Genomic DNA, 19475 nt, shown 5'->3' with positions numbered 1-19475 from the left:
CTGCTCCGCCCGGCGCGCCGACTCGCGGGGATCCGCTGAGCTGAGCGCCTGCGGTGCGGCCGGCCCCGGATACCGGACGGAATGCGACGGAGAGTGACCAGTTCCGGTCTGCTCCGGTCCGGTGCGGGTCAACGGTGCGTGGGTGCCGGTGCGGTGGGCCATAGTGGGCCGTTCACTCACGCGGGGCGGGTTCGGAGCGGCGAGGTCGGGAAATGCTACGAAGTCGATGGGGAGCCCACATGGTGTGCGGCGCCGTCCTCGGCCTGTGCACGGTGCTCGCGGCCTGCGTCGACGTCTGGCGTCCCGCACCCCCCGCGGTCGCCGTCCTGCTCATCGGGCCGGTCCTGGCCTGCACCCGGCTCGGTGTGCGGGCCACGCTGACCACGGCGGCCTGGGCCCTGGCCCTCGCGGTGACGGTGGGCGTCACCCGGGGCGCCGACGCGGGACCGCAGCTCGTGGTCGAGTACCTCGTGCTGCTCGTCGGCGGCCTCGCCGCGGTCCACATCGCCCGGGTGTCCGCGGCCCGTTCGGCCCGGCTGCGCCAGCTCGGCGCCGTCGCGCAGGCGACCCAGGCGGCACTCCTGCGCCCGGTCGACGCGCGGTTCGGCGACATCGACGTGCACACCCGCCACCACTGCGCGGTCGCCTCCGCCACGGTCGGCGGCGATGTCTACGCCGTGGCGGACACCCCGTACGGACTGCGGGTGTTCATCGGCGACGTACGGGGGCACGGCCTCGACGCGATGTGTGTCAACGCGGCGGTCGCCGACGGCTTCCGCGACCTCGCCTACGTCACCGCCGACCTCACGGAACTCGCCGTGCGCCTCGACGCCCGCATCGCCCCCGTGCTCGGTCCGGAGGACTTCGTCACGGCCGTGTTCGCCGAGTTCGCCCCCGGCGAGGTCCGGCTCGTCAACTGCGGGCATCCGCCGCCGCTGCGGATGGGCGCCCGGCCCAAGTTCCTCGAACCGGTGGCCTGTTCACTGCCGCTGGGCCTCGGCTGCGCGCCCGCCCAGTCCCGGTACTGGCTGCAGTCCGGCGACCGGCTGCTCCTCTACACGGACGGGCTCGTGGAGGCGCGGGACGACAGGGGCACGGAGTTCCCGCTCTTCGAGCGCGCCCACAAGGCCCTGTCCCAGGCCCTGCCGTGGGAGGCCCTCGACCGGCTGTACGCGGAGGTGACCGCGCACACCGGCGGGCCGCTGCGGGACGACGTCGCGATGGTGCTGTGCGAGAGCGGGGTGGTGGGTGCCCCGTCCGGCGCCGATCGCCCGGTGACGGTCAAGCACCGGGCAGTGGACGCGAGTTGATGACCGGGCCCAGGTCCTTCGCGAGCGCCGTCGCCAGCGCGCGGAAGATCCGTACCTCCGGGTTGTCGTCCGTGGCGCGCGCCGCGAGGTAACTGCTCTCCCACGGCGCGTCGAGCACCGGTACGAACACGGCGCCCGGCCACGCGTAGTACCGCGCGAACGACCGCAGACCCGACCCGGCGGCCCGGCCGGTCACGACGCCGGTCAGCACCTCCTGCGGGGTGAGCGCGCACTCGGTGCTGCGGCGCCGCGCCCGGTCGTCGAAGTACAGGTAGTCGACGAAGGTGTGCGGGGTGCGCCGGGGCACCCGGAAGAACGGCAGGTCGGCGACGTCCGCGACGCCCACACCGGTCGCGCGGGCGTCCACGAGGGGCGAGCGGTCGGGCACCACGACGATCCGCTGCTCCGTGGTGAGGACGTCGGCGACGACCCGCTCGTCGGCCGGGCTCGGCCGCACGAACGCGACGTCGACCCGGTCCTCCAGGAGGGCGGTCACATGCTCCGTGAAGTCCAGCTGGCGGATCTCGACCTTCACGTCGGGGCGGGCCCGGCGGTAGGCGTTGATGGCGGCCGGGGTCAGCTCGGCCGAGCCGTGCCCCATGATCCCCACCCGCAGCGGGCGGCCGGTCTCCGGCTCCCGGGCGGTGACCTCGGCGACGTCGTCGAGCGCGGCGTTCGCGGCGGCGAGCAGTACGCGCGCGTGCCCGGCCAGGCGCACTCCGGCGGCGGTCGGTACGACGGGCGTCGCCGTCCGGTCGAGCAGCCGCGCGCCGACCTGGCCCTCCAGGCGTTGCAGGTGCTGAGTGACGGCGGCGGGGGACAGGAACAGCCGTCCGGCGGCCCGCCCGAAGTGCCCTTCTTCGACGACCGCCAGGAACGACGACAGAAGCCGCAGGTCAAGCGCCATACATCCAGCGTAGGCGGAGAGCCGGGCGAGCGGCACGGGCCGTTCACGATTCATGAAGGCCCGGTGCGTGGCGTGCGGCGGGGCACGTAGCACTGGTGGCATGACCCGACCAGTGACCTCCGCGCCGACCGTGCCCGTCCCCGCGCCCGCGCCCGCCAAGGATCCGGCCCGTGGGGGCCGGGCCGCCTGGATCATGCTGGCGTCCGGGTGGAGCGCCAACCAGTTCTCGGCGCTGCTCGGGGCCTACCGCAGCAATCTCGGACTGACCGAGTCGACGGTGACCGGCCTTTTCGCCGTGTACGTGGTGGGGCTCATACCGGCGCTCCTCGTGGCGGGCCCGATGGCGGACCGCAGGGGGCGGCGGTCGGTGGCGCTCGCGGCACTGGCCCTGAACGTGCTCTCCACGCTCCTGCTGATGGCCGGGGGCCTGTGGGCCACGTGGCTGCTGCTGCCGGGCCGGTTCCTGACCGGGGTCAGCGCGGGGGCGCTGCTCGCGGCGGGCAGCGCGTGGATCAAGGAACTGTCCGGTTCGCCGCGCCGCTCGGGCCTCTTCGTCTCGGCGGGCTTCGCCACGGGCGGGCTTGGCGCGGCGCTCATCGCCGAGTGGGCGCCGTGGCCGATGGTGACGGCGTACGTTCCGCATGTGGTGCTGGGCGTGGTGGCGGGCCTCATGGCCGTACGGGAGCCGGAGACGCGGACCGTGCCCGCCGCCGTGACGGCGCCCGTGGGCGGGCACCCCAGCCGCGCCTTCCGCCGCGAGGTCCTCACGGTCGCCCCGTGGATCTTCACGGCGCCGACCATCGGCTTCGTGACGCTGCCCGGGAGCCTGCACGCGGGGCTGATCTTCACGGGCGTCGCGACGGCGGTGGTCCCCGGGGTGGGCCTGCTGACGGCGCGCCGTGCGGTCGCGTCCCCGGTGCCGGGGCTGCTGACGGTGGCGGTGGGTGCGGCGATGGCCGCGGGGGCGGCGGGGGCCGGGAGCGCGGTGCTGGCCCTGCCGGCCGCGGCGGTGCTCGGTGCGGGGTACGGGTTGACGCTCACGTACGGGCTGACCCGGACGGTGGCGTTGGCGCCGCCGCACCAGTTGGCGGGGTGGACGGCGAGGTTCTGGACGGCGGCGTACGTGGGGATGTTCACGCCGTACGTCATTACGTTGACGTCGAGGGTGGCGCCGGTACCTGCGGTGCTGGGGGCGGTGGCGGCCCTGGCGGCCCTCACCGCATGGCCGACGTCACGGGGCTCCGCCCCGGCCCCCGCTGGCTCTCGCCCGACGGCGGGGCTCCGATAACCCGCCGTTGACGCCTTCTCCCACCCGCCCGCCCCCTCCGGGGGCTTCGGCCCGGCGGGGTGGCGCCTGGCTCAGGTCGTCGTCCTGGCCTCGGTCACGTCCTGGGGCGTACGGTGTCCGGCTCGGCTGTGGGGATGTCGCGCCGCAGCCCGCCGCGCGGGCGCCGGCCGTTATTCGCCCACGCCTTCTCCCACCCGCCCGCCCCCTCCGGGGGCTTCGGCCCCGCGGGGTGGCGCCTGGCTCAGGTCGTCGCCCTGGCTCCCGTCACGAACGCCGACCACGCCGCCGCGCCGATGACGACGACGTCGCCGTCGACGACCTTGGAGTCCCGAACGGGCACGACACCGGGGACTCCGTCGGCGACTTCGAGGCAGTCACCGCCTTGGCCGTTGCTGTACGTCGACTTGCGCCAACGGGCCGCTCCCACGAAGTCGTAGGCGACTTCGATGCAGCTGCCGCCCTCGCCGTTGCTGTAACTGCTCTTGCTCCAGCGGGCGTTGCTCAGGTCGTAGTCGCGCATCGTCTGTGGTCCTCCGCCGCCGACTCGATCAGGGCCAGGGCGACCTCCGGCGACAGCGCGGTGCCCCTGAGGAGATCGTATGTGCGTAACGCATGCTTCACCACGGCCGGATCGTCGATGAGCGTCCCCGAATACTCCGTCTCTGTATAGGCAACCGGTGGGGCGTCTTCGAACTCCATGAGCTTGAGCATCCCGCCCATGCAGGGGAACACCCCTGCCGCGTACGGGATCACGACAACCAACGCCACCCGCCGACGTATCACGTCGGCGATGTGCTCCAACTGCTCAGCGATAGTGTCCGGCCCGCCCACCGGCGTGCGCAGCACGTTCTCGTGCAGCGCCACCCAATACTCGGGCCTTGTAGCGTCCCGGAGGATGTTCGCCCGCTCCCGGCGGGCGGTCACCTTCTCCTCCACGTATTCGTCCGTGACGAACGGGTTCGCCGCGAGTGTGACGGCCCGCGCGTACGCGGCCGTCTGCAGCAGGCCCGGCACCACAATCGGCGCGAACTCACAGATGCGGGTCGCGAGCCGCTCAAGCTCGACCACTTCCGCGAAATACCCCGCGTAGCGATGGTCATCGATCAGCCCCCGCCACATCCGCTCGAAAATACCGTCGGTTTGCAGCGCCTCGTCGATCCTGCGGGCTACATCCAACTGCGGCTTGCGAATTGCCTGTTCGAATTGGCCGATGTAGCCACCGGAAACGAATACCCGTATCCCCAACTCCACTTGGGTCAGCCCCGCGTCCTCGCGGCGCCGCTTCAACTCGATCCCGAAGAACTCCCACGCCGCTTGGCGCGAACCCTTGGCCATGGCTAACCACCAAGTGAAGCCCCGCAGTTGTAGTGCGCAGACCTCTCCCCACTGTAGGGACGGCACGCCACCGTGGAGGTGCAAAGCGTGAAATTCAATGAGGCAGGGGAGCCACGTGACGGGACAATCGAAGCACGCCGCGCTGTGCGTGGAGGAAGCCGAGGAAATGGTGGAGACATTGCGAGCCGCACTCGCCGGAGCGGGAATTGTGCTGCCCTCGCTCGGCCTCGATCCCGGGTCAATCGCACGGAGTGCCCCGTGTCCCTTGGTGGAATTGGGGCGTTGTCCGGTTGACGCGGCGGCCCGGCTCGCCGCCGTACTCCTCGCAGGGACGGACGACAGGAGCGCTACGCCATGAAACCGCCGATCGGTTCGTACGCGGTCGACACGAGCACGGGTCAGGTGGGACGAGTGATGGGGCACGAGGGGCCGTACGTACAGTTGCGCCCCTTCGGCGGCGGGCGCGAATGGGACTGCCCGCCGGATGTGCTGCGCGTGGCGTCGACGACGGAACGAGTGCGCGCGGCGACGGCGTACGAGAACAGAAGGAGCCGGGGCGAGGTGCCGTAGAGCGGGCGGCGGGGGCAGTTGTGCAACGGCTTGTTGCACAACTGCTGGGCTACGCCGCCGCGGCGCGGCGGTGTGTCGACCACATCAGGAATGTCGATGCCGCCACCAGGACCGCGAACGCCGCCGAGACCGTCGCCATCCCGGTTCGGGCGTCCCGCAGGGACGGGCCCGATGCCGTGAAGAAGAGTGTGCCCAGCAGGGCGATGCCGAGGGCGCTTGCCGCCTGTTGGGTCGTGTTGAGCATTCCGGATGCCGAGCCCGCCGTCGCCGGTGTCACCCGGGACAGGGCCGCGCCGATGATCGGTGGCATCAGCAGGCCGTTGCCGAGGCCGTTCAGGAGGAGGGCGGGGGTCAGGGACCACGGGGAGATCGCGCCGTCGGACACCGTGAGCTGGAGTGACGTGAGGGTCAGGCCCGCCACCACCAGCGCCCCGCCCGCCACCGGCCACCGCACCCCGTGCCGCGCCGTGAGCCGCCCACTGAGCAGCGAACCCGTGGTGAACGCCACCGCCTGCGGGACGAACGCCGCGCCGGCCGTCAGCGGGCTCGCGCCGAGGCCCGCCTGGAGCAGCAGCGCGAGCGTGAACATGTACGCGCCGAAGTAGAGCTGGAAGGCGCCCAGGCCCGCGAGCAGGGTGAGATACGGGCGGTTGCCGAAGAGGGCGGGGTTGAGGACCGGTTCCCCGCCCTGCGCCCGCAGCCTCCGCTGCCATCGCCATGTCGCCCAGGCCGTGGGGGCGGTCGCCGCCAGGCACAGCCACGTCCACGCCGGCCATCCCTCGTCCCGGCCGAGTGTCAGCGGGACCAGGAGCAGCGCCAGGCTCGCCGTGACCCCCAGCGCGCCGAGCGCGTCGAACTGCCGTCGCGGGCCCGACAGTTGGGCCGGAAGCATCCGCCACGCGGCGATCGATGCCACCACCCCCACCGGGACGTTCACGAGGAACACCGCGCGCCAGCCGAGGCCGAGCACGTCCGCCTGGAGCAGTACGCCGCCGAGCAGCTGTCCGGCGATCGATCCGATGCCCGCCACCGCCCCGTTCCAGCCGGTGGCCCGGCCCCGGTGCGCCGCCGGGAAGCGGGCCGTCACGAGCGACAGCACCTGCGGCACCATCACCGCCGCCGAGAGCCCCTGCGCCAGCCGCGCCACCACCAGCTCCCCGGCCCCCTGGGCGAGCCCGCACAGCAGCGACGTCACCGTGAACGCCACCATCCCCGCCACGAACGTCCGCCGGTACCCGAACCGGTCCCCGAGCCGTCCGCCCGTGATCAGCCCCGCCGCGTACGCGAACGCGTAGCCGGACACGACGAGTTCCAGCGCCGCGTCGCTCGCGCGCAGGTCCGCGCGGAGCGCCTCGGTGGCGACGTTCACGACGAAGAGGTCGAAGCTCCCCATGAACGTGGCGGTGAGCGCGACCGCGAGCATGCGGCGGTCTGCGGGGGAGGGGCCCGCGGGGGCGGCCTGCGCCGGGCCGGTGTCGATCCGAGTCTCTGCCATGACGCCAATCGATATCATCGACATTCAATGTCCATCAAGTGGATGGAGGGGTAATCTCGGGTCCCATGAAGTTGTCGCAGGGCGTCGAGTGGGGCGTGCACTGCTGCGTGCTCCTCGCGCAGGCGGAGCCGGGCGCGGCCGTGCGCCGCTCCACCCTCGCCGGGTACTACGGGCTGCCCGAGGCCTACCTCGCCAAGCACCTCAAGTCCCTCGCCTCGGCCGGTGTGCTGATCGCCACATCCGGGCCGCGCGGCGGCTTCCGGCTCGCCCGCGAACCGAAGGACATCACCGTGCTCGACGTGGTCGAGGCCGTCGAGGGCTCCGCGCCCGCCTTCGTCTGCGGCGAGATCCGGCAGCGCGGCGCGTGCGCGATCCCGCCCGAGCGGTGCACGGGACCCTGCGGAGTGGCACAGGTCATGTACGACGCGGACCGGGCCTGGCGGGACTCGCTGCGGGCCGTGACGGTCGCGGACCTGAGCGCAGGACTGACCGACACGCTGCGCTCGCGCGGCCGCGCCTGGCTCGCGGACCCGGCCGCGCCCCTGCCCCCGTTCCCGCAAACGGGCTCCGTCCGTAAGGGACAATGAGTGGCATGAGTCTGATCCGTGACGACGGGGTCGTGCTGCGCACCCAGAAACTCGGCGAGGCCGACCGCATCATCACGCTGCTCACCCGCAACCACGGGCGCGTGCGCGCAGTCGCCCGCGGCGTGCGGCGCACCAAGTCCAAGTTCGGCGCCCGGCTCGAACCCTTCTCCCACGTCGACGTGCAGTTCTTCGCCCGCGGCAGCGAGTTGATCGGCCGCGGCCTCCCGCTCTGCACGCAGAGCGAGACCATCGCCGCGTACGGCGGCGGCATCGTCACCGACTACGCCCGGTACACCGCGGGAACCGCGATGCTGGAGACGGCGGAACGGTTCACCGATCATGAGGGCGAACCCGCGGTGCAGCAGTACCTGCTCCTCGTCGGCGGCCTGCGCACGCTCGCGCGCGGCGAGCACGCGCCCGGCCTCGTCCTCGACGCCTTCCTGCTCCGCTCCCTCGCGGTCAACGGCTACGCCCCCAGCTTCGGCGACTGCGCCAAGTGCGGAATGCCCGGTCCCAACCGGTTCTTCTCCGTCGGCGCGGGCGGCTCGGTTTGCGTCGACTGCCGGGTACCGGGCAGCGTCGTACCCTCACCGCAGGCCCTCGACCTGCTCGGTGCGCTGCTCACGGGAGACTGGGAGACGGCGGACACGTGCGAGGCACGGTTCGTACGCGAGGGCAACGGGCTGGTGTCGGCCTACCTGCACTGGCACCTGGAGCGCGGACTGCGCTCGCTGCGCTACGTAGAGAAAAGCTAGCGAGAGCTGGCACTGAGCTAGGGGAGAGGCCCGGAACATGGCACGTCGCGGAATCCTCGGACGGAACCGCCGTGAGTACACAGCGCCCGAACCGCACCCGTCGGGCGCGCGGCCGCCGAAGATCCCCGGCGAGCTGGTGCCCCAGCACGTGGCGATCGTCATGGACGGCAACGGACGCTGGGCGAAGGACCGCGGCCTGCCGCGCACCGAGGGCCACAAGGTCGGCGCCGAGCGCGTGCTCGACGTCCTTCAGGGCGCCATCGAGATGGGCGTCGGCGCCATCTCCCTCTACGCCTTCTCCACCGAGAACTGGAAGCGGTCGCCCGACGAGGTCCGCTTCCTCATGAACTTCAACCGGGACTTCATCCGCAGGACCCGCGACCAGCTCGACGAGCTCGGTGTCCGGGTGCGGTGGGTGGGCCGCATGCCGAAGCTGTGGAAGTCGGTCGCCAAGGAGCTGGAGATCTCCCAGGAGCAGACCAAGGACAACGACAAGCTGACCTTGTACTTCTGCATGAACTACGGCGGCCGCGCCGAGATCGCCGACGCCGCGCAGGCGCTCGCGGAGGACGTGAAGGCGGGGCGGCTCGACCCGTCGAAGGTCAGCGAGAAGACGTTCGCGAAGTACCTGTACTACGCGGACATGCCGGACGTGGACCTGTTCCTGCGGCCCAGCGGCGAGCAGCGCACGTCCAACTACCTGCTGTGGCAGAGCGCGTACGCCGAGATGGTCTTCCAGGACGTCCTGTGGCCGGACTTCGACCGGCGTGACCTGTGGCGGGCGTGCGTCGAGTACGCCTCCCGCGACCGCCGGTTCGGCGGGGCGATCCCGAACGAGCTGCAGAAGTAAGTCTTTGAGCCCCTGCGGCGATTGAGCAGCGGGGTCCGGGGCAGAGCCCCGAGACCGCAACGCCGTTGCCCGCAGGGGCTACTTGGCGCACTCCGCACACGTACCGAAGATCTCCACCGTGTGCGCCACATTGACGTACCCGTGCTCGGAGGCAATCGCCTCGGCCCACTTCTCCACCGCCGGGCCCTCGACCTCGACCGCCTTGCCGCACACGCGGCACACGAGGTGGTGGTGGTGCTCACCCGTGGAGCACCGGCGGTACACCGCCTCGCCCTCGGACGTCCGCAGCACGTCGACCTCGCCGGCGTCGGCGAGGGACTGCAGCGTCCGGTACACCGTGGTCAGCCCGACCGAGTCCCCCTTGTGCTTGAGGACATCGTGCAGCTCCTGGGCGCTGCGGAACTCGTCCACCTCGTCGAGCGCCGCCGCCACGGCCGCGCGCTGGCGGGTCGACCTGCCTCGAACCGGGGCTGCCACGGGTTTCTCCTCACATCCCTGCCACGTACGTACGGCCGCCATTGTGCCAGGCGACGCTGTAGGTGGCTCAGACCTTGGCGGCGGCCTGCTCAGGGATCGGGCACTCGGCCGGGTCCCCGGCGGGCACCGGGACGGATCGCGCCCTGCGCCGGGCGAGCGGCTTCGCGAGCAGCGCGAGGACGATGAAGGCCGCGATCGTCAGGAGCACGATCGTCGCTCCGGGCGGCACGTCCTGGTAGTACGAGGTCGCGGTGCCGCCGAGCGTCACCACGACGCCGAGCGCCACCGAGATCACGAACGTCGCCTTGAAGCTGCGGGTCAGCTGCTGGGCGGCCGCCACCGGCACCACCATCAGGGCGGAGACCAGGAGCAGGCCCACCACGCGCATCGCGACGGTCACCGTGACCGCCGCCGTCACCGCGATCAGCAGGTTCAGGAAGCGCACGGGCAGCCCCGTGACCCGCGCGAACTCCTCGTCCTGGCTCACCGCGAACAGCTGCCTGCGCAGGCCCACCGTCACGAGCACCACGAAGGCCGCGAGCAGGCAGATGGCGAGGACGTCGTCCTGCGACACCGTCGAGAGCGAGCCGAAGAGGTACGAGTTGAGGTTGGCGTTGGAGCCGCCGGGCGCGAGGTTGATGAACATGACGCCGCCCGCCATGCCCCCGTAGAAGAGCATCGCGAGCGCGATGTCGCCGCGCGTCTTCCCGTACCAGCGGATCAACTCCATGATCACGGCGCCGAGTACGGAGACGGCCGTCGCCATCCACACCGGCGAGGTGGAGAGCAGGAAGCCGAGGCCGACACCCGTCATCGCCACGTGGCCGATGCCGTCGCCCATCAGGGCCTGGCGGCGCTGCACGAGGTAGATGCCGACGGCCGGGGCCGTGATGCCGACGAGGACGGCGGCGAGCAGCGCCCGCTGCATGAAGTCGTAGGAGAGGAGTTCCATGTCAGTCAGCTCAGCAGTCCTGTGCGGATCGGTTCGGCGTCCACCGAGGTGTGCGGGTGCACGTGGTCGTGGCCGGGCAGCGCGTGCTGGCCGACGGCCTTCGGGGGCGGGCCGTCGTGCAGCACGCAGCCGTCGCGCAGCACGACCGCGCGGTCGATCAGCGGCTCCAGCGGGCCGAGCTCGTGGAGCACGAGCAGGACGGACGCGCCCGCCGCGACCTGCGTGCGCAGCGTCGCCGCGAGGATCTCCTGGCTGGCCAGGTCGACGCCCGCCATCGGCTCGTCCATGATCAGCAGCTCGGGCTCGGAGGCCAGGGCGCGCGCGATGAGCACGCGCTGGTGCTGGCCGCCGGAGAGCGCGTCCACGGAGTCCTTCGCGCGGTCCGCCATCCCGACGAGTTCGAGGGCGCGGGTGACCGCGTCCCGGTCGGCCTTGCGCAGCACGCCGAACCGCGCGCGCGAGAGGCGGCCGGAGGAGACGACCTCGGCCACCGTCGCGGGCACGCCGCCCGCGGCCGTCGTGCGCTGCGGTACGTAGCCGACGCGCGCCCAGTCCTTGAAGCGGCGCCGCGGCGTGCCGAAGAGCTCGATGGCGCCGCCCGTGGTCGGGACCTGGCCTATGACGCTGCGGACGGCGGTGGACTTGCCGGACCCGTTCGCCCCGAGCAGGGCGACGACCTCGCCGCGGTGCACGGTGAGGTCGATGCCGCGCAGTACGGGGCGCCCGCCGAGCTCGGCCGTCACCGTGCTCAGCGAGATGACGGCTTCCCGTTCGCCCATGTCGCCCTCCTTGGTGGTCACTTGCTGCCCAGCGCCTTCTGCAGCGCGGCCAGGTTCGACTCCATGACCGAGATGTAGTCGTCGCCCTTGGACTTCTTGGTGATGCCCTCGATCGGGTCGAGCACATCGGTCTTGAGCTTGGCGTCGCCCGCGAGGGTCTTGGCCGTCTTGTCGCTGACGAGCGTCTCGTAGAAGACGGTGCCCACGCCGTCGTGCTTCGCCGTCTTCTGGAGCTCCTTGACGCGGGCGGCGCTGGGCTCGCTCTCCGGGTCCAGGCCGTTGATGGCCTCCTCGGTGAGGCCGTAGCGCTCGGCGAGGTAGCCGAAGGCGGCGTGCGTGGTGATGAAGGTCGAGGACTTGGTGTCCTTGAGGCCCTTCTCGAACTTGGTGTTCAGCTCGTCGAGCTTGCCGACGAGGGCCTTGGTGTTCTTCTTGTAGTCGGCCGCGTGGTCGGGGTCGGCCTTCTCCAGGGCCTTGGCGACGCCCTCGGCGACCTCGGCGTACTTCACCGGGTCGAGCCAGATGTGCGGGTCGGCCGCTTCCTCGTCGTGGGTCTCCTCGCCGTGCCCGTGGTCGTGACCGTCGACCTCGTTGCCGTGCTTCTCGAGGGAGGTCAGGGTGCCGGCGTCGATCTTCGTCTTGATGTCCGACTGGTCGATGGCCTCGTCCACGGAGGGCTGCAGGCCCTTCAGGGAGAGGGCGACGTCGGACTCCTCGAGCTGGGCGCGCTGCTTGGCGCTGACCTCCAGGTCGTGGGGCTCCTGGCCGGGCTCGGTCAGGTTCGTGACGTCGACGTGGTCGCCGCCGATCTCCTCGGCGAGGTACTGCATCGGATAGAACGACGCGACGACGCTCAGCTTGCCGTCGCTCCCCTTGTCCTGCGCGGCGGAGTTGCCGCAGGCGGTCAGGGCGCCGAGACCGAGGGCGGTGACGGCGGCGACGGGTATGAGCTTGCGGGAGCGTCGTACGTTCATGACAGTCATTTTCAACAAAACTGGAAACGGTTGTCAACAAAGTGTTCGTCGAGGTCTTCGTCACGCTCGGTCCCGCTCTGTCCCCGGAACCGATTTGGTTAGGGGGGTGGGCCCGCCGGTAACCTGAGGCATTCGCTCCCGGAGCGCGTATCCAGCGCGCTCACCGTCGTCGTAATGAAGAGAGCACCGTGGCCGCCGACAAGATCGACACCATCGTCAGCCTCAGCAAGCGCCGTGGCTTCGTCTACCCCTGCAGCGAGATCTACGGTGGTCAGCGTGCCGCCTGGGACTACGGGCCGCTGGGCGTGGAGCTGAAGGAGAACCTCAAGCGCCAGTGGTGGCGCTACATGGTCACCTCGCGCGAGGACGTCGTCGGTATCGACTCGTCCGTGATCCTGGCGACCGAGGTCTGGCAGGCCTCCGGTCACGTCGCCACGTTCACCGACCCGCTCACCGAGTGCACCTCCTGCCACAAGCGCTACCGCGCGGACCACCTGGAGGAGGCGTACGAGGCGAAGAAGGGCCGCCTGCCCGAGAACGGCCTCGCCGACCTCTCCTGCCCCAACTGCGGCAACAAGGGCACGTTCACCGAGCCCAAGCAGTTCTCCGGCCTGCTCTCCACGCACCTCGGCCCGACGCAGGACAGCGGCTCCGTCGCCTACCTGCGCCCCGAGACCGCGCAGGGCATCTTCACCAACTTCAGCCAGGTGCAGACGACTTCGCGCCGCAAGCCGCCCTTCGGCATCGCGCAGACGGGCAAGTCGTTCCGCAACGAGATCACGCCCGGCAACTTCATCTTCCGCACCCGTGAGTTCGAGCAGATGGAGATGGAATTCTTCGTCAAGCCCGGCGAGGACGAGGCGTGGCAGGAGTACTGGATGGAGCAGCGCTGGAACTGGTACACGGGCCTCGGCATGCGCGAGGAGAACATGCGCTGGTTCGAGCACCCGAAGGAGAAGCTCTCCCACTACTCGAAGCGCACCGCTGACATCGAGTACCGCTTCGGCTTCGGCGGCAGCGAGTGGGGCGAGCTCGAGGGCGTCGCCAACCGCACCGACTACGACCTGTCGGCGCACTCCAAGGCCTCCGGCCAGGACCTCTCCTACTTCGACCAGGAGAAGGGCGAGCGCTACACGCCGTACGTCATCGAGCCCGCGGCCGGCCTCGGCCGCGCCATGCTCGCCTTCATGCTCGACGCCTACGTCGAGGACGAGGCGCCCAACGCCAAGGGCAAGATGGAGAAGCGCACGGTCATGCGCTTCGACCACCGCATCGCCCCGGTGAAGGTCGCGGTCCTCCCGCTGTCCCGCAACCCGGAGCTGTCGCCGAAGGCCAAGGGCCTCGCGCAGGCGCTGCGGCAGAACTGGAACATCGACTTCGACGACGCCGGCGCCATCGGCCGCCGCTACCGTCGCCAGGACGAGATCGGTACGCCGTTCTGCGTCACGGTCGACTTCGACACGCTCGAGGACAACGCGGTGACCGTGCGCGAGCGCGACACCATGAAGCAGGAGCGCGTCTCCCTCGACCAGATCGAGGGCTACCTGGCCAGCCGCCTGGTCGGCTGCTGACCGGTACCCGGCGCACGAACGCCCCGGCCCACCGTGGAGACACGGTGGGCCGGGGCGTTTCTTGTCGGTTCGTCAGTCGAACTCGCCGTGCAGCGCCCCGAGTTTGAACGCCTCCCACTCATGGGCGGTGAAGCGCAGCACGAGCCCTCGGGGGTCGGCCGGATTGCGCAGGGCCACGGCGCCGCCGCCGAGCGCGGCGACCTCCACGGGACCGCTCCGGGCGGGCGTGCCCGGGGCGCTCAGCCATTGCGCCTCGGAGATGTCGAGCGCGTAGAGCCGCTCCTTCTCTTTCGTCGCGTTCACAGCGGCAGGGCTCCGGAGTTGATGCTCGAAACGAATGCGCGCCACGCCGGGGTTTCGAAGACGATGGCCCCGAACTCCCGGTGCTTGGTGTCGCGGACGGCGCGCCGTCCCGAGGTGAGTTCGGCGTGCTCGACGCATCCATTGGACGCGCCGCTGAACGTGCTCTTTCGCCAGACCGCTGACCCGACTTCGGCGAGCGAGGCGGTGGGGGCGGAGGTGGGGGGCATCACGACCCGCTTTCTTGCTTGATTCGGTCACTGATGTACCGGCGGGACTGAGCAGGGGACAGCGCGGCAGCCGTCAGGTCGTCCCACGACTTTGCGTACATCTCCACGTCGGGGCGCTGCTCGAGGAGCGTCCCGCCGGTCATGTGCTCCAGCCACGCGACCTGTACGGGCGGTTCGCCGCGCATCGTGAACAGCGTGTACGGAGCGTACTGTGCGAGCGGCAGGGTGATGTCCAACGGCAGGACCTGAATGCTGACATTGGGCAGCTCACCTGCTTCCATCAGGTATTCAAACTGCTGACGGATCAATTCCCGCGGGCCCGGAATGCGGTGCAGCGCGGGCGTGTCGATGACCACTCTCAGACGGAATTCCGCGGGTCCATCGAGCAGGTCCTTGCGCCGCATCCGGGTCTTCACGAGCGTTTCGACGCGGGCCTCCTCGGCCCCCACGGTGAATATCTCGCGCATGTACTCCTCGGTCTGCAGGAGCCCTGGAAGTACCGAGGGCTCGAAGGAGCGCACGAGCGAGGAGTCGGCCTCGAGGGTGAGGTAGTCGCGCAAGTCGTCGCTCAGCAGCGGCCCTTGGCCCGACCACCAGTCCACCTTGTGGATGTCGCGGGCCAGCCGCTTGAGATTGGTGCGCTGCCGGTCGTCGTCGACTCCGTACAGATTGAGGAGCGTTGTCAGATCGAGCTGGCGGATGCCTCGTTTTCCCGTCTCGATCTGGCTGATCTTCGGCTGCCCGCATTCGAGTGCCAGTGCCGCGTCATTGACCTTCAGGCCGGCTTCGGAGCGCAGTCGTCGCAGCTCGGCTCCTAGGCGACGGCTGCGCATGGTGGGCATCTCGCTCTGGGGCATGGGCACATGATGTCCCGCGCCTTCAGGCCACACAACTGTCATATGCCTACCCACTCCATCAATATGCTGACTCGCGCGTAATACTTGCCTAAGGCATAGTTTCGGCGTCAGGATGACGATGCAACGCCCTTTGTCCGCAAGCGAGTTCACCGCCATGGGACCCCCGGAGGGGTAATGCAGGACCAGACGACGGACGAGATCGATGTGATCGAGGTGCTGGAGATGCTCGATCAGCCGTGCTCGATCCGTATGGAGTACAGCCCGCACCGCCTGGAGCAGATCCGCAGGATCGTCGGTGCCCGCCTGCGGTGCTGGGGCCTGCACAAGCTGGTGTACGCGACCTCGTTCGTGGCGACGGAGCTGTGCAGCAATGTGCGGCACTGCGACGACAACACCTTCGAGTTCGCCATCGGGCGCACCGCCAAGGGCGTCCGCCTCGAAGTGACGGACACGTCCCCCGAGTTGGTGGTCATCCCCACGGAGCCGCCGGACTTCCTCGCGACCGGCGGCCGGGGCCTGTTCCTGGTCTCGGCCTATGCCTCCGCCGTCGGTGTGCTGCCGACGTCCACCGGAAAGACGGTGTGGGCCGAACTGGCCCTCGGTGACGTCGACTCGGGCGGGGCCGACTGACGTGCGTCTGTGGGTGTCCAACCGAATCCTCTGCGTGGTCGCGTGGGGGTGCACGCGGGGCCGCGCCGGGGTCCGGGGCGCTGTTTCCGTATGGGGCGGAATGCGAGGGGCGGACACGGTGCGTGGTTCCGCCCTCGTCCGGAGAGTACGAGCGGGCGCGAAAACTTCACAGTGGCAGCAATGTGGATTCGGTCAGGCGTTTGACGGGGTGTCCGGCCGGACTTGAACCTTGGCCAACGGTATTACGGCTGGTGTGCGCGTTGCCCGGGGCGCTGCGCGCCGACTACGGCCTTCCGCTTGTGCTGAAATTGTTCGGAAAGCATGGCCGAGATCGGGTGCCGGGCCGGTCAGGAGGCCGCCGGCCGGGCCGCGATACCGCGCACCACCAGGGACACCACCGCATCGAACGCGGCCTGTGCGCCGGGGCGCGACCACTCGGACGCGTACACCGGGTCGTGGAAGTGGGCGGTCGCCTCGAAGACGGCGCGGGCCGTCGCGGGGAGGTCCGGGATGTCGAACTCGCCGGTGTCCACGCCCTGTTGGAGGATCGAGGTCAACTGCCCCGTCAGTTCGGCGATATGGGCGTCCACCACACCGCCCTGCTCGTCCGTGAGGACGGAGTACGTGGCGAACAGCTCCGGGTCGTCGCCCGCCTTGTGGCGCTTGGCCTCGAAGAGGGTCGCCAGCCAGTGGCGCAGCTTGGCGGCGGGGGGCTCCTCGCCCGCGGCGACCTCCGCGAGCCGCGCCGTCGTGCGGTCCAGCCAGCGCTTCGTGACCGCGCCGCGCAGCTCCGCCTTCGTACGGAAGTGCCGGTACACCGAGCCGTGGCTGACCCCGAGCGCGCGGGCCACGTCGACCACGGTCGCCTTCGCGGGGCCGTGCCTGCGCAGCACCTCCTCGGTCGCGGCGAGGATGCGCTCGGGGGTCAGGGTCTCGGGGGCCATGGCTACGAAGTTACCGGGCCGCTGATCAGCGCTCGCTGTCGAGGTGTGCCATCTGGGCCGCCGGGTAACGGTCGCCGGCCGCGGCGTCGGCGGGCACGGCCTCCTCGATCGCGGCGAGGTCGGCGGCGTCCAGGGTCACGTCGAGCGCGCCGAGGGCCTCGGTCAGGCGGTCGCGGCGGCGGGCGCCGACCAGCGGGACGATGTCCTCGCCGCGCGCGGCGACCCATGCGATGGCGATCTGCGCGACGCTCGCGCCCTTCTGCTCGGCGATCTTGCGGAGCTGCTCGACGAGGTCCAGGTTGTGCTGGAGGTTCTCGCCCTGGAAGCGCGGGCTGAAGGCGCGGAAGTCGCCCGCGCCGAGCTTGCGGTCCCGGCTGAAGTGGCCGGAGATCAGGCCGCGCGAGAGCACGCCGTACGCGGTGACGCCGATGCCGAGCTCGCGGGTGGTGGGCAGGATCGAGTCCTCGATGCCGCGCGAGATGAGCGAGTACTCGATCTGGAGGTCCGAGATCGGGGCCGTCGCCGCCGCCCGGCGGATGGTGTCCGCGCCGACCTCGGACAGGCCGATGTGGCGTACGTAGCCCTGCTCGACGAGCTCGGCGATGGCGCCGACCGTCTCCTCGATCGGCACCTCGGGGTCGAGGCGGGCGGGCCGGTAGATGTCGATGTGGTCGACGCCGAGGCGCTGCAGCGAGTACGCGGCGAAGTTCTTCACGGCCTCGGGGCGGGCGTCGTAGCTGTTCCACGAGCCGTCCGGGCCGCGCAGGGCGCCGAACTTCACGCTGACCAGCGCGTTCTCCCGGGCCGTCGCGGGGGCCGTGCGCAGTGCCTCGCCGAGCAGCATCTCGTTGTGGCCCATCGCGTAGAAGTCGCCGGTGTCGAGGAGCGTGACCCCGGCGTCGAGCGCGGCGTGCACCGTGGCGACGGACTCGGCGCGATCGGCCTCGCCGTACAGCGCGGACATGCCCATGCAGCCGAGGCCGAGGGCGGCGGTGCGGGGGCCGGTGGTGCCGAGGGTGCGGGTGGGGAGGGCGGTGCTCATGAGGGCTCCTTCGGGTGGGTGACACCAGCGTCGCATGACAGCTGACAGATTTCAATATCTGTCAGCTGTCATGCGACGCGCGATGGCGACGTGCGTGTGCCGTCAGGCGATCCGGCGCGGCAGCCGCACGCTCAGGAGCGTCGTCAGCGCCACCGCCGCGAGCTGCACGAGCAGCGTCGTCACCAGGGCGTCGCGCATGCCCGCGCCGGGTGCCACGGAGAGGAACAGCGAACCCAGCGTGGCCACGCCCAGCGCGAGCGCCGCCTGCTGCGTCGTCGTCATCACGCCGCTGCCGACGCCCGCCCGCGCCGCGGGCACCTCGGAGAGGATGATCCGGAAGAGGATCGGGAGCTGGAGCGCCTGGCCCGCCCCCGCGAGGACCGCGCCCGGCAGCAGCTCCAGGATCCCGAGGTCCGGCCAGGTCCGCCACGCGGCGAACGCGATCAGCGCCACCCCCGCCGCCTGCAGCAGGCCGCCCACCGTGACGACCCGCGTGCCCCACCGGGCCACCAGGCGCGGCCCCGCGAGCGAGGTCGCGAAGAAGACCGCCGCCATCGGGGCGAGCGCGAGACCGGCCTCCGTCGCGCCGAGGCCCTCGCCGCGCTGCAGCGCCACCGCGATCACGAACATGAAGCCGCTGAAGCCGATCGAGAACGGCACGATCATCACCAACCCCCGGCGAAGCGACGTCAGCCGGAAGAGCGAGGGCGGTACGAGCGGGGTGCGTCCCGTGCGGTCGGCCGCGCGCTCCACCGCGTAGAAGGCGTACGCGAGGAACGGGAACGCCGCGAGGCACAGCCACGTCCACAGCGGCCAGCCCGCCGCCCGGCCCTCGGTCAGCGGGGCAAGCAGCGCGATCAGGGCGAGCGCGAGCAGCACCGTGCCCGGCACGTCGACCGGCTCGGGACGCTCGGAGCGGGTCTCGGGGACCGTACGGGCGGCGAGCACCAGGGCGAGCAGCACCACCGGAACGTTCACCAGGAACACCGAGCGCCAGCCCGTGCCGAGGAGGTCCGCCGAGACGAGCAGGCCGCCGAGCACCTGCCCCGCCACCATCGACAGGCCGGCCGTCGCGCCGTACTTGCTCATGGCGCGCGCCCGGTGCGGGCCGCTCGTCGTGGCCTGGATCGTGGCGAGGACCTGCGGCAGCATCAGCGCGGACGCGGCGCCCTGCGCGATCCGGGCGGCGACCAGCGCCCAGGCGGTCGGGGCGAGGCCGCAGGCGAGCGAGGTGAGGCCGAAGGCCGCCGTGCCCGCGAGGAACAGACGGCGCCGCCCGACGAGGTCGCCGAGCCTGCCGCCGAGGACGAGGAGCACCGCGTACGTGATCCCGTAGCCCGCGACGACGAGTTCGAGGACGGGCTCGCTCGCGTGCAGGTCGTGGCCGATGGTGGGCAGGGCGACGTTGACGATGAAGAAGTCGATCAGGGGCAGGGCCGCGCCGAGCAGCACGGTGAGCAGACCGGGACCGCCGAGCGCGGGCGGGGTCCGGTCACCGGCACGGGCGGTCCCGGCCTGGATGTGGGTCGTCATGCCATCGAGCGTCGACCCGGCCCGAGACGGGTACCAGAGTGTCCTTGTCCTGGTACAAACGCCACCTGGAAACAGGCTCGGGACGGGTC

At 71.0% G+C, this 19475-nt stretch carries 22 protein-coding genes; 8 read left to right on the top strand and 14 right to left on the bottom strand.

What is annotated here, in order from left to right:
- The first annotated feature begins 239 nt into the window (after positions 1 to 239).
- Positions 240 to 1310 (top strand): PP2C family protein-serine/threonine phosphatase, encoded by a 1071-nt coding sequence (locus tag ACZ7L4_RS17100; protein WP_472103267.1) that lies wholly within the window; start codon positions 240 to 242, stop codon positions 1308 to 1310.
- Here ACZ7L4_RS17100 and ACZ7L4_RS17095 read toward each other — a convergent pair.
- Positions 1282 to 2217, bottom strand: a complete 936-nt coding sequence (locus ACZ7L4_RS17095) for a LysR family transcriptional regulator (RefSeq protein ID WP_472103265.1) — start codon at positions 2215 to 2217, stop codon at positions 1282 to 1284. The genes ACZ7L4_RS17100 and ACZ7L4_RS17095 overlap by 29 nt on opposite strands.
- A gap of 100 nt (positions 2218 to 2317) precedes the next feature.
- On the opposite strand from ACZ7L4_RS17095, the gene ACZ7L4_RS17090 reads away from it, so the two are divergent.
- A complete protein-coding gene (locus tag ACZ7L4_RS17090) occupies positions 2318 to 3505 on the top strand; it encodes an MFS transporter (protein WP_472103263.1) in 1188 nt (395 codons plus the stop codon).
- 241 nt (positions 3506 to 3746) lie between these two features.
- On the opposite strand, the gene ACZ7L4_RS17085 is transcribed toward ACZ7L4_RS17090, so the two are convergent.
- Together ACZ7L4_RS17085 and ACZ7L4_RS17080 are read right to left on the bottom strand one after the other, a co-directional pair.
- Complete coding sequence (locus ACZ7L4_RS17085) at positions 3747 to 4025, bottom strand: DUF397 domain-containing protein (RefSeq protein WP_472103261.1); 279 nt, start codon at positions 4023 to 4025, stop codon at positions 3747 to 3749.
- On the bottom strand, positions 4007 to 4840 hold the full coding sequence (locus ACZ7L4_RS17080) for a helix-turn-helix domain-containing protein (protein WP_472103259.1): 834 nt from the start codon (positions 4838 to 4840) through the stop codon (positions 4007 to 4009). The genes ACZ7L4_RS17085 and ACZ7L4_RS17080 overlap by 19 nt, the downstream gene beginning before the upstream one ends.
- A gap of 354 nt (positions 4841 to 5194) precedes the next feature.
- Here ACZ7L4_RS17080 and ACZ7L4_RS17075 point away from each other — a divergent pair, with 354 nt between their 5' ends.
- Positions 5195 to 5410, top strand: a complete 216-nt coding sequence (locus ACZ7L4_RS17075; protein ID WP_422407234.1) for a hypothetical protein — start codon at positions 5195 to 5197, stop codon at positions 5408 to 5410.
- Between the two features lie 49 nt (positions 5411 to 5459).
- Here the strand turns inward: ACZ7L4_RS17075 and ACZ7L4_RS17070 are convergent, their stop codons facing one another.
- Positions 5460 to 6905, bottom strand: a complete 1446-nt coding sequence (locus ACZ7L4_RS17070) for an MFS transporter (RefSeq protein ID WP_472103257.1) — start codon at positions 6903 to 6905, stop codon at positions 5460 to 5462.
- A gap of 65 nt (positions 6906 to 6970) precedes the next feature.
- On the opposite strand from ACZ7L4_RS17070, the gene ACZ7L4_RS17065 reads away from it, so the two are divergent.
- The 3 genes from ACZ7L4_RS17065 to ACZ7L4_RS17055 are packed head-to-tail and all read left to right on the top strand — an operon-like array spanning position 6971 to position 9097.
- Complete coding sequence (locus ACZ7L4_RS17065) at positions 6971 to 7492, top strand: RrF2 family transcriptional regulator (RefSeq protein ID WP_472103255.1); 522 nt, start codon at positions 6971 to 6973, stop codon at positions 7490 to 7492.
- Between the two features lie 5 nt (positions 7493 to 7497).
- Positions 7498 to 8247, top strand: coding sequence for a DNA repair protein RecO (recO, locus tag ACZ7L4_RS17060; RefSeq protein ID WP_472103253.1), 750 nt, complete (start codon positions 7498 to 7500; stop codon positions 8245 to 8247).
- A gap of 37 nt (positions 8248 to 8284) precedes the next feature.
- A complete protein-coding gene (locus tag ACZ7L4_RS17055; RefSeq protein ID WP_450809521.1) occupies positions 8285 to 9097 on the top strand; it encodes an isoprenyl transferase in 813 nt (270 codons plus the stop codon).
- 78 nt (positions 9098 to 9175) lie between these two features.
- On the opposite strand, the gene ACZ7L4_RS17050 is transcribed toward ACZ7L4_RS17055, so the two are convergent.
- The 4 genes from ACZ7L4_RS17050 to ACZ7L4_RS17035 all read right to left on the bottom strand — a co-directional run bounded on the left by ACZ7L4_RS17050 (position 9176) and on the right by ACZ7L4_RS17035 (position 12279).
- Positions 9176 to 9574 carry a Fur family transcriptional regulator gene (locus ACZ7L4_RS17050; protein WP_385756931.1) on the bottom strand — a complete coding sequence of 133 codons (399 nt, stop codon included), beginning with the start codon at positions 9572 to 9574 and terminating at the stop codon, positions 9176 to 9178.
- 67 nt (positions 9575 to 9641) lie between these two features.
- Entirely contained in the window at positions 9642 to 10526 is an 885-nt protein-coding gene (locus tag ACZ7L4_RS17045) for a metal ABC transporter permease (protein ID WP_472103251.1), read from the bottom strand.
- Positions 10527 to 10531: 5 nt separating this feature from the next.
- Entirely contained in the window at positions 10532 to 11305 is a 774-nt protein-coding gene (locus ACZ7L4_RS17040; protein WP_472104042.1) for a metal ABC transporter ATP-binding protein, read from the bottom strand.
- Positions 11306 to 11322: 17 nt separating this feature from the next.
- Complete coding sequence (locus ACZ7L4_RS17035) at positions 11323 to 12279, bottom strand: metal ABC transporter substrate-binding protein (RefSeq protein ID WP_472103249.1); 957 nt, start codon at positions 12277 to 12279, stop codon at positions 11323 to 11325.
- Between the two features lie 188 nt (positions 12280 to 12467).
- Here ACZ7L4_RS17035 and ACZ7L4_RS17030 point away from each other — a divergent pair, with 188 nt between their 5' ends.
- Positions 12468 to 13850: a glycine--tRNA ligase gene (locus tag ACZ7L4_RS17030; protein ID WP_399233022.1), complete on the top strand. Its 1383-nt coding sequence runs from the start codon at positions 12468 to 12470 to the stop codon at positions 13848 to 13850.
- A gap of 72 nt (positions 13851 to 13922) precedes the next feature.
- On the opposite strand, the gene ACZ7L4_RS17025 is transcribed toward ACZ7L4_RS17030, so the two are convergent.
- The 3 genes from ACZ7L4_RS17025 to ACZ7L4_RS17015 are packed head-to-tail and all read right to left on the bottom strand — an operon-like array spanning position 13923 to position 15237.
- Positions 13923 to 14153, bottom strand: coding sequence for a DUF397 domain-containing protein (locus tag ACZ7L4_RS17025; RefSeq protein ID WP_472103247.1), 231 nt, complete (start codon positions 14151 to 14153; stop codon positions 13923 to 13925).
- On the bottom strand, positions 14150 to 14380 hold the full coding sequence (locus tag ACZ7L4_RS17020) for a DUF397 domain-containing protein (protein ID WP_472103245.1): 231 nt from the start codon (positions 14378 to 14380) through the stop codon (positions 14150 to 14152). Before ACZ7L4_RS17020 ends, ACZ7L4_RS17025 begins: the two co-directional genes overlap by 4 nt.
- Positions 14380 to 15237 (bottom strand): helix-turn-helix domain-containing protein, encoded by an 858-nt coding sequence (locus ACZ7L4_RS17015; protein ID WP_472103243.1) that lies wholly within the window; start codon positions 15235 to 15237, stop codon positions 14380 to 14382. The genes ACZ7L4_RS17020 and ACZ7L4_RS17015 overlap by 1 nt, the downstream gene beginning before the upstream one ends.
- 174 nt (positions 15238 to 15411) lie before the next feature.
- Here ACZ7L4_RS17015 and ACZ7L4_RS17010 point away from each other — a divergent pair, with 174 nt between their 5' ends.
- Positions 15412 to 15867, top strand: a complete 456-nt coding sequence (locus ACZ7L4_RS17010) for an ATP-binding protein (protein ID WP_472103241.1) — start codon at positions 15412 to 15414, stop codon at positions 15865 to 15867.
- 347 nt (positions 15868 to 16214) lie between these two features.
- Here the strand turns inward: ACZ7L4_RS17010 and ACZ7L4_RS17005 are convergent, their stop codons facing one another.
- From ACZ7L4_RS17005 to ACZ7L4_RS16995, 3 genes are all read right to left on the bottom strand, one after another.
- Positions 16215 to 16811: a TetR/AcrR family transcriptional regulator gene (locus tag ACZ7L4_RS17005; RefSeq protein ID WP_472103239.1), complete on the bottom strand. Its 597-nt coding sequence runs from the start codon at positions 16809 to 16811 to the stop codon at positions 16215 to 16217.
- A gap of 25 nt (positions 16812 to 16836) precedes the next feature.
- On the bottom strand, positions 16837 to 17853 hold the full coding sequence (locus tag ACZ7L4_RS17000; protein ID WP_472103237.1) for an aldo/keto reductase: 1017 nt from the start codon (positions 17851 to 17853) through the stop codon (positions 16837 to 16839).
- 102 nt (positions 17854 to 17955) lie between these two features.
- Positions 17956 to 19386 carry an MFS transporter gene (locus ACZ7L4_RS16995; protein WP_472103235.1) on the bottom strand — a complete coding sequence of 477 codons (1431 nt, stop codon included), beginning with the start codon at positions 19384 to 19386 and terminating at the stop codon, positions 17956 to 17958.
- Between the last annotated feature and the right edge of the window lie 89 nt (positions 19387 to 19475).

This window comes from Streptomyces sp. NPDC107575 (genome assembly GCF_055657265.1).
The sequence above is the reverse complement of the archived record's forward strand: the minus strand, read 5'-3'. Positions and strand labels throughout refer to the sequence as shown.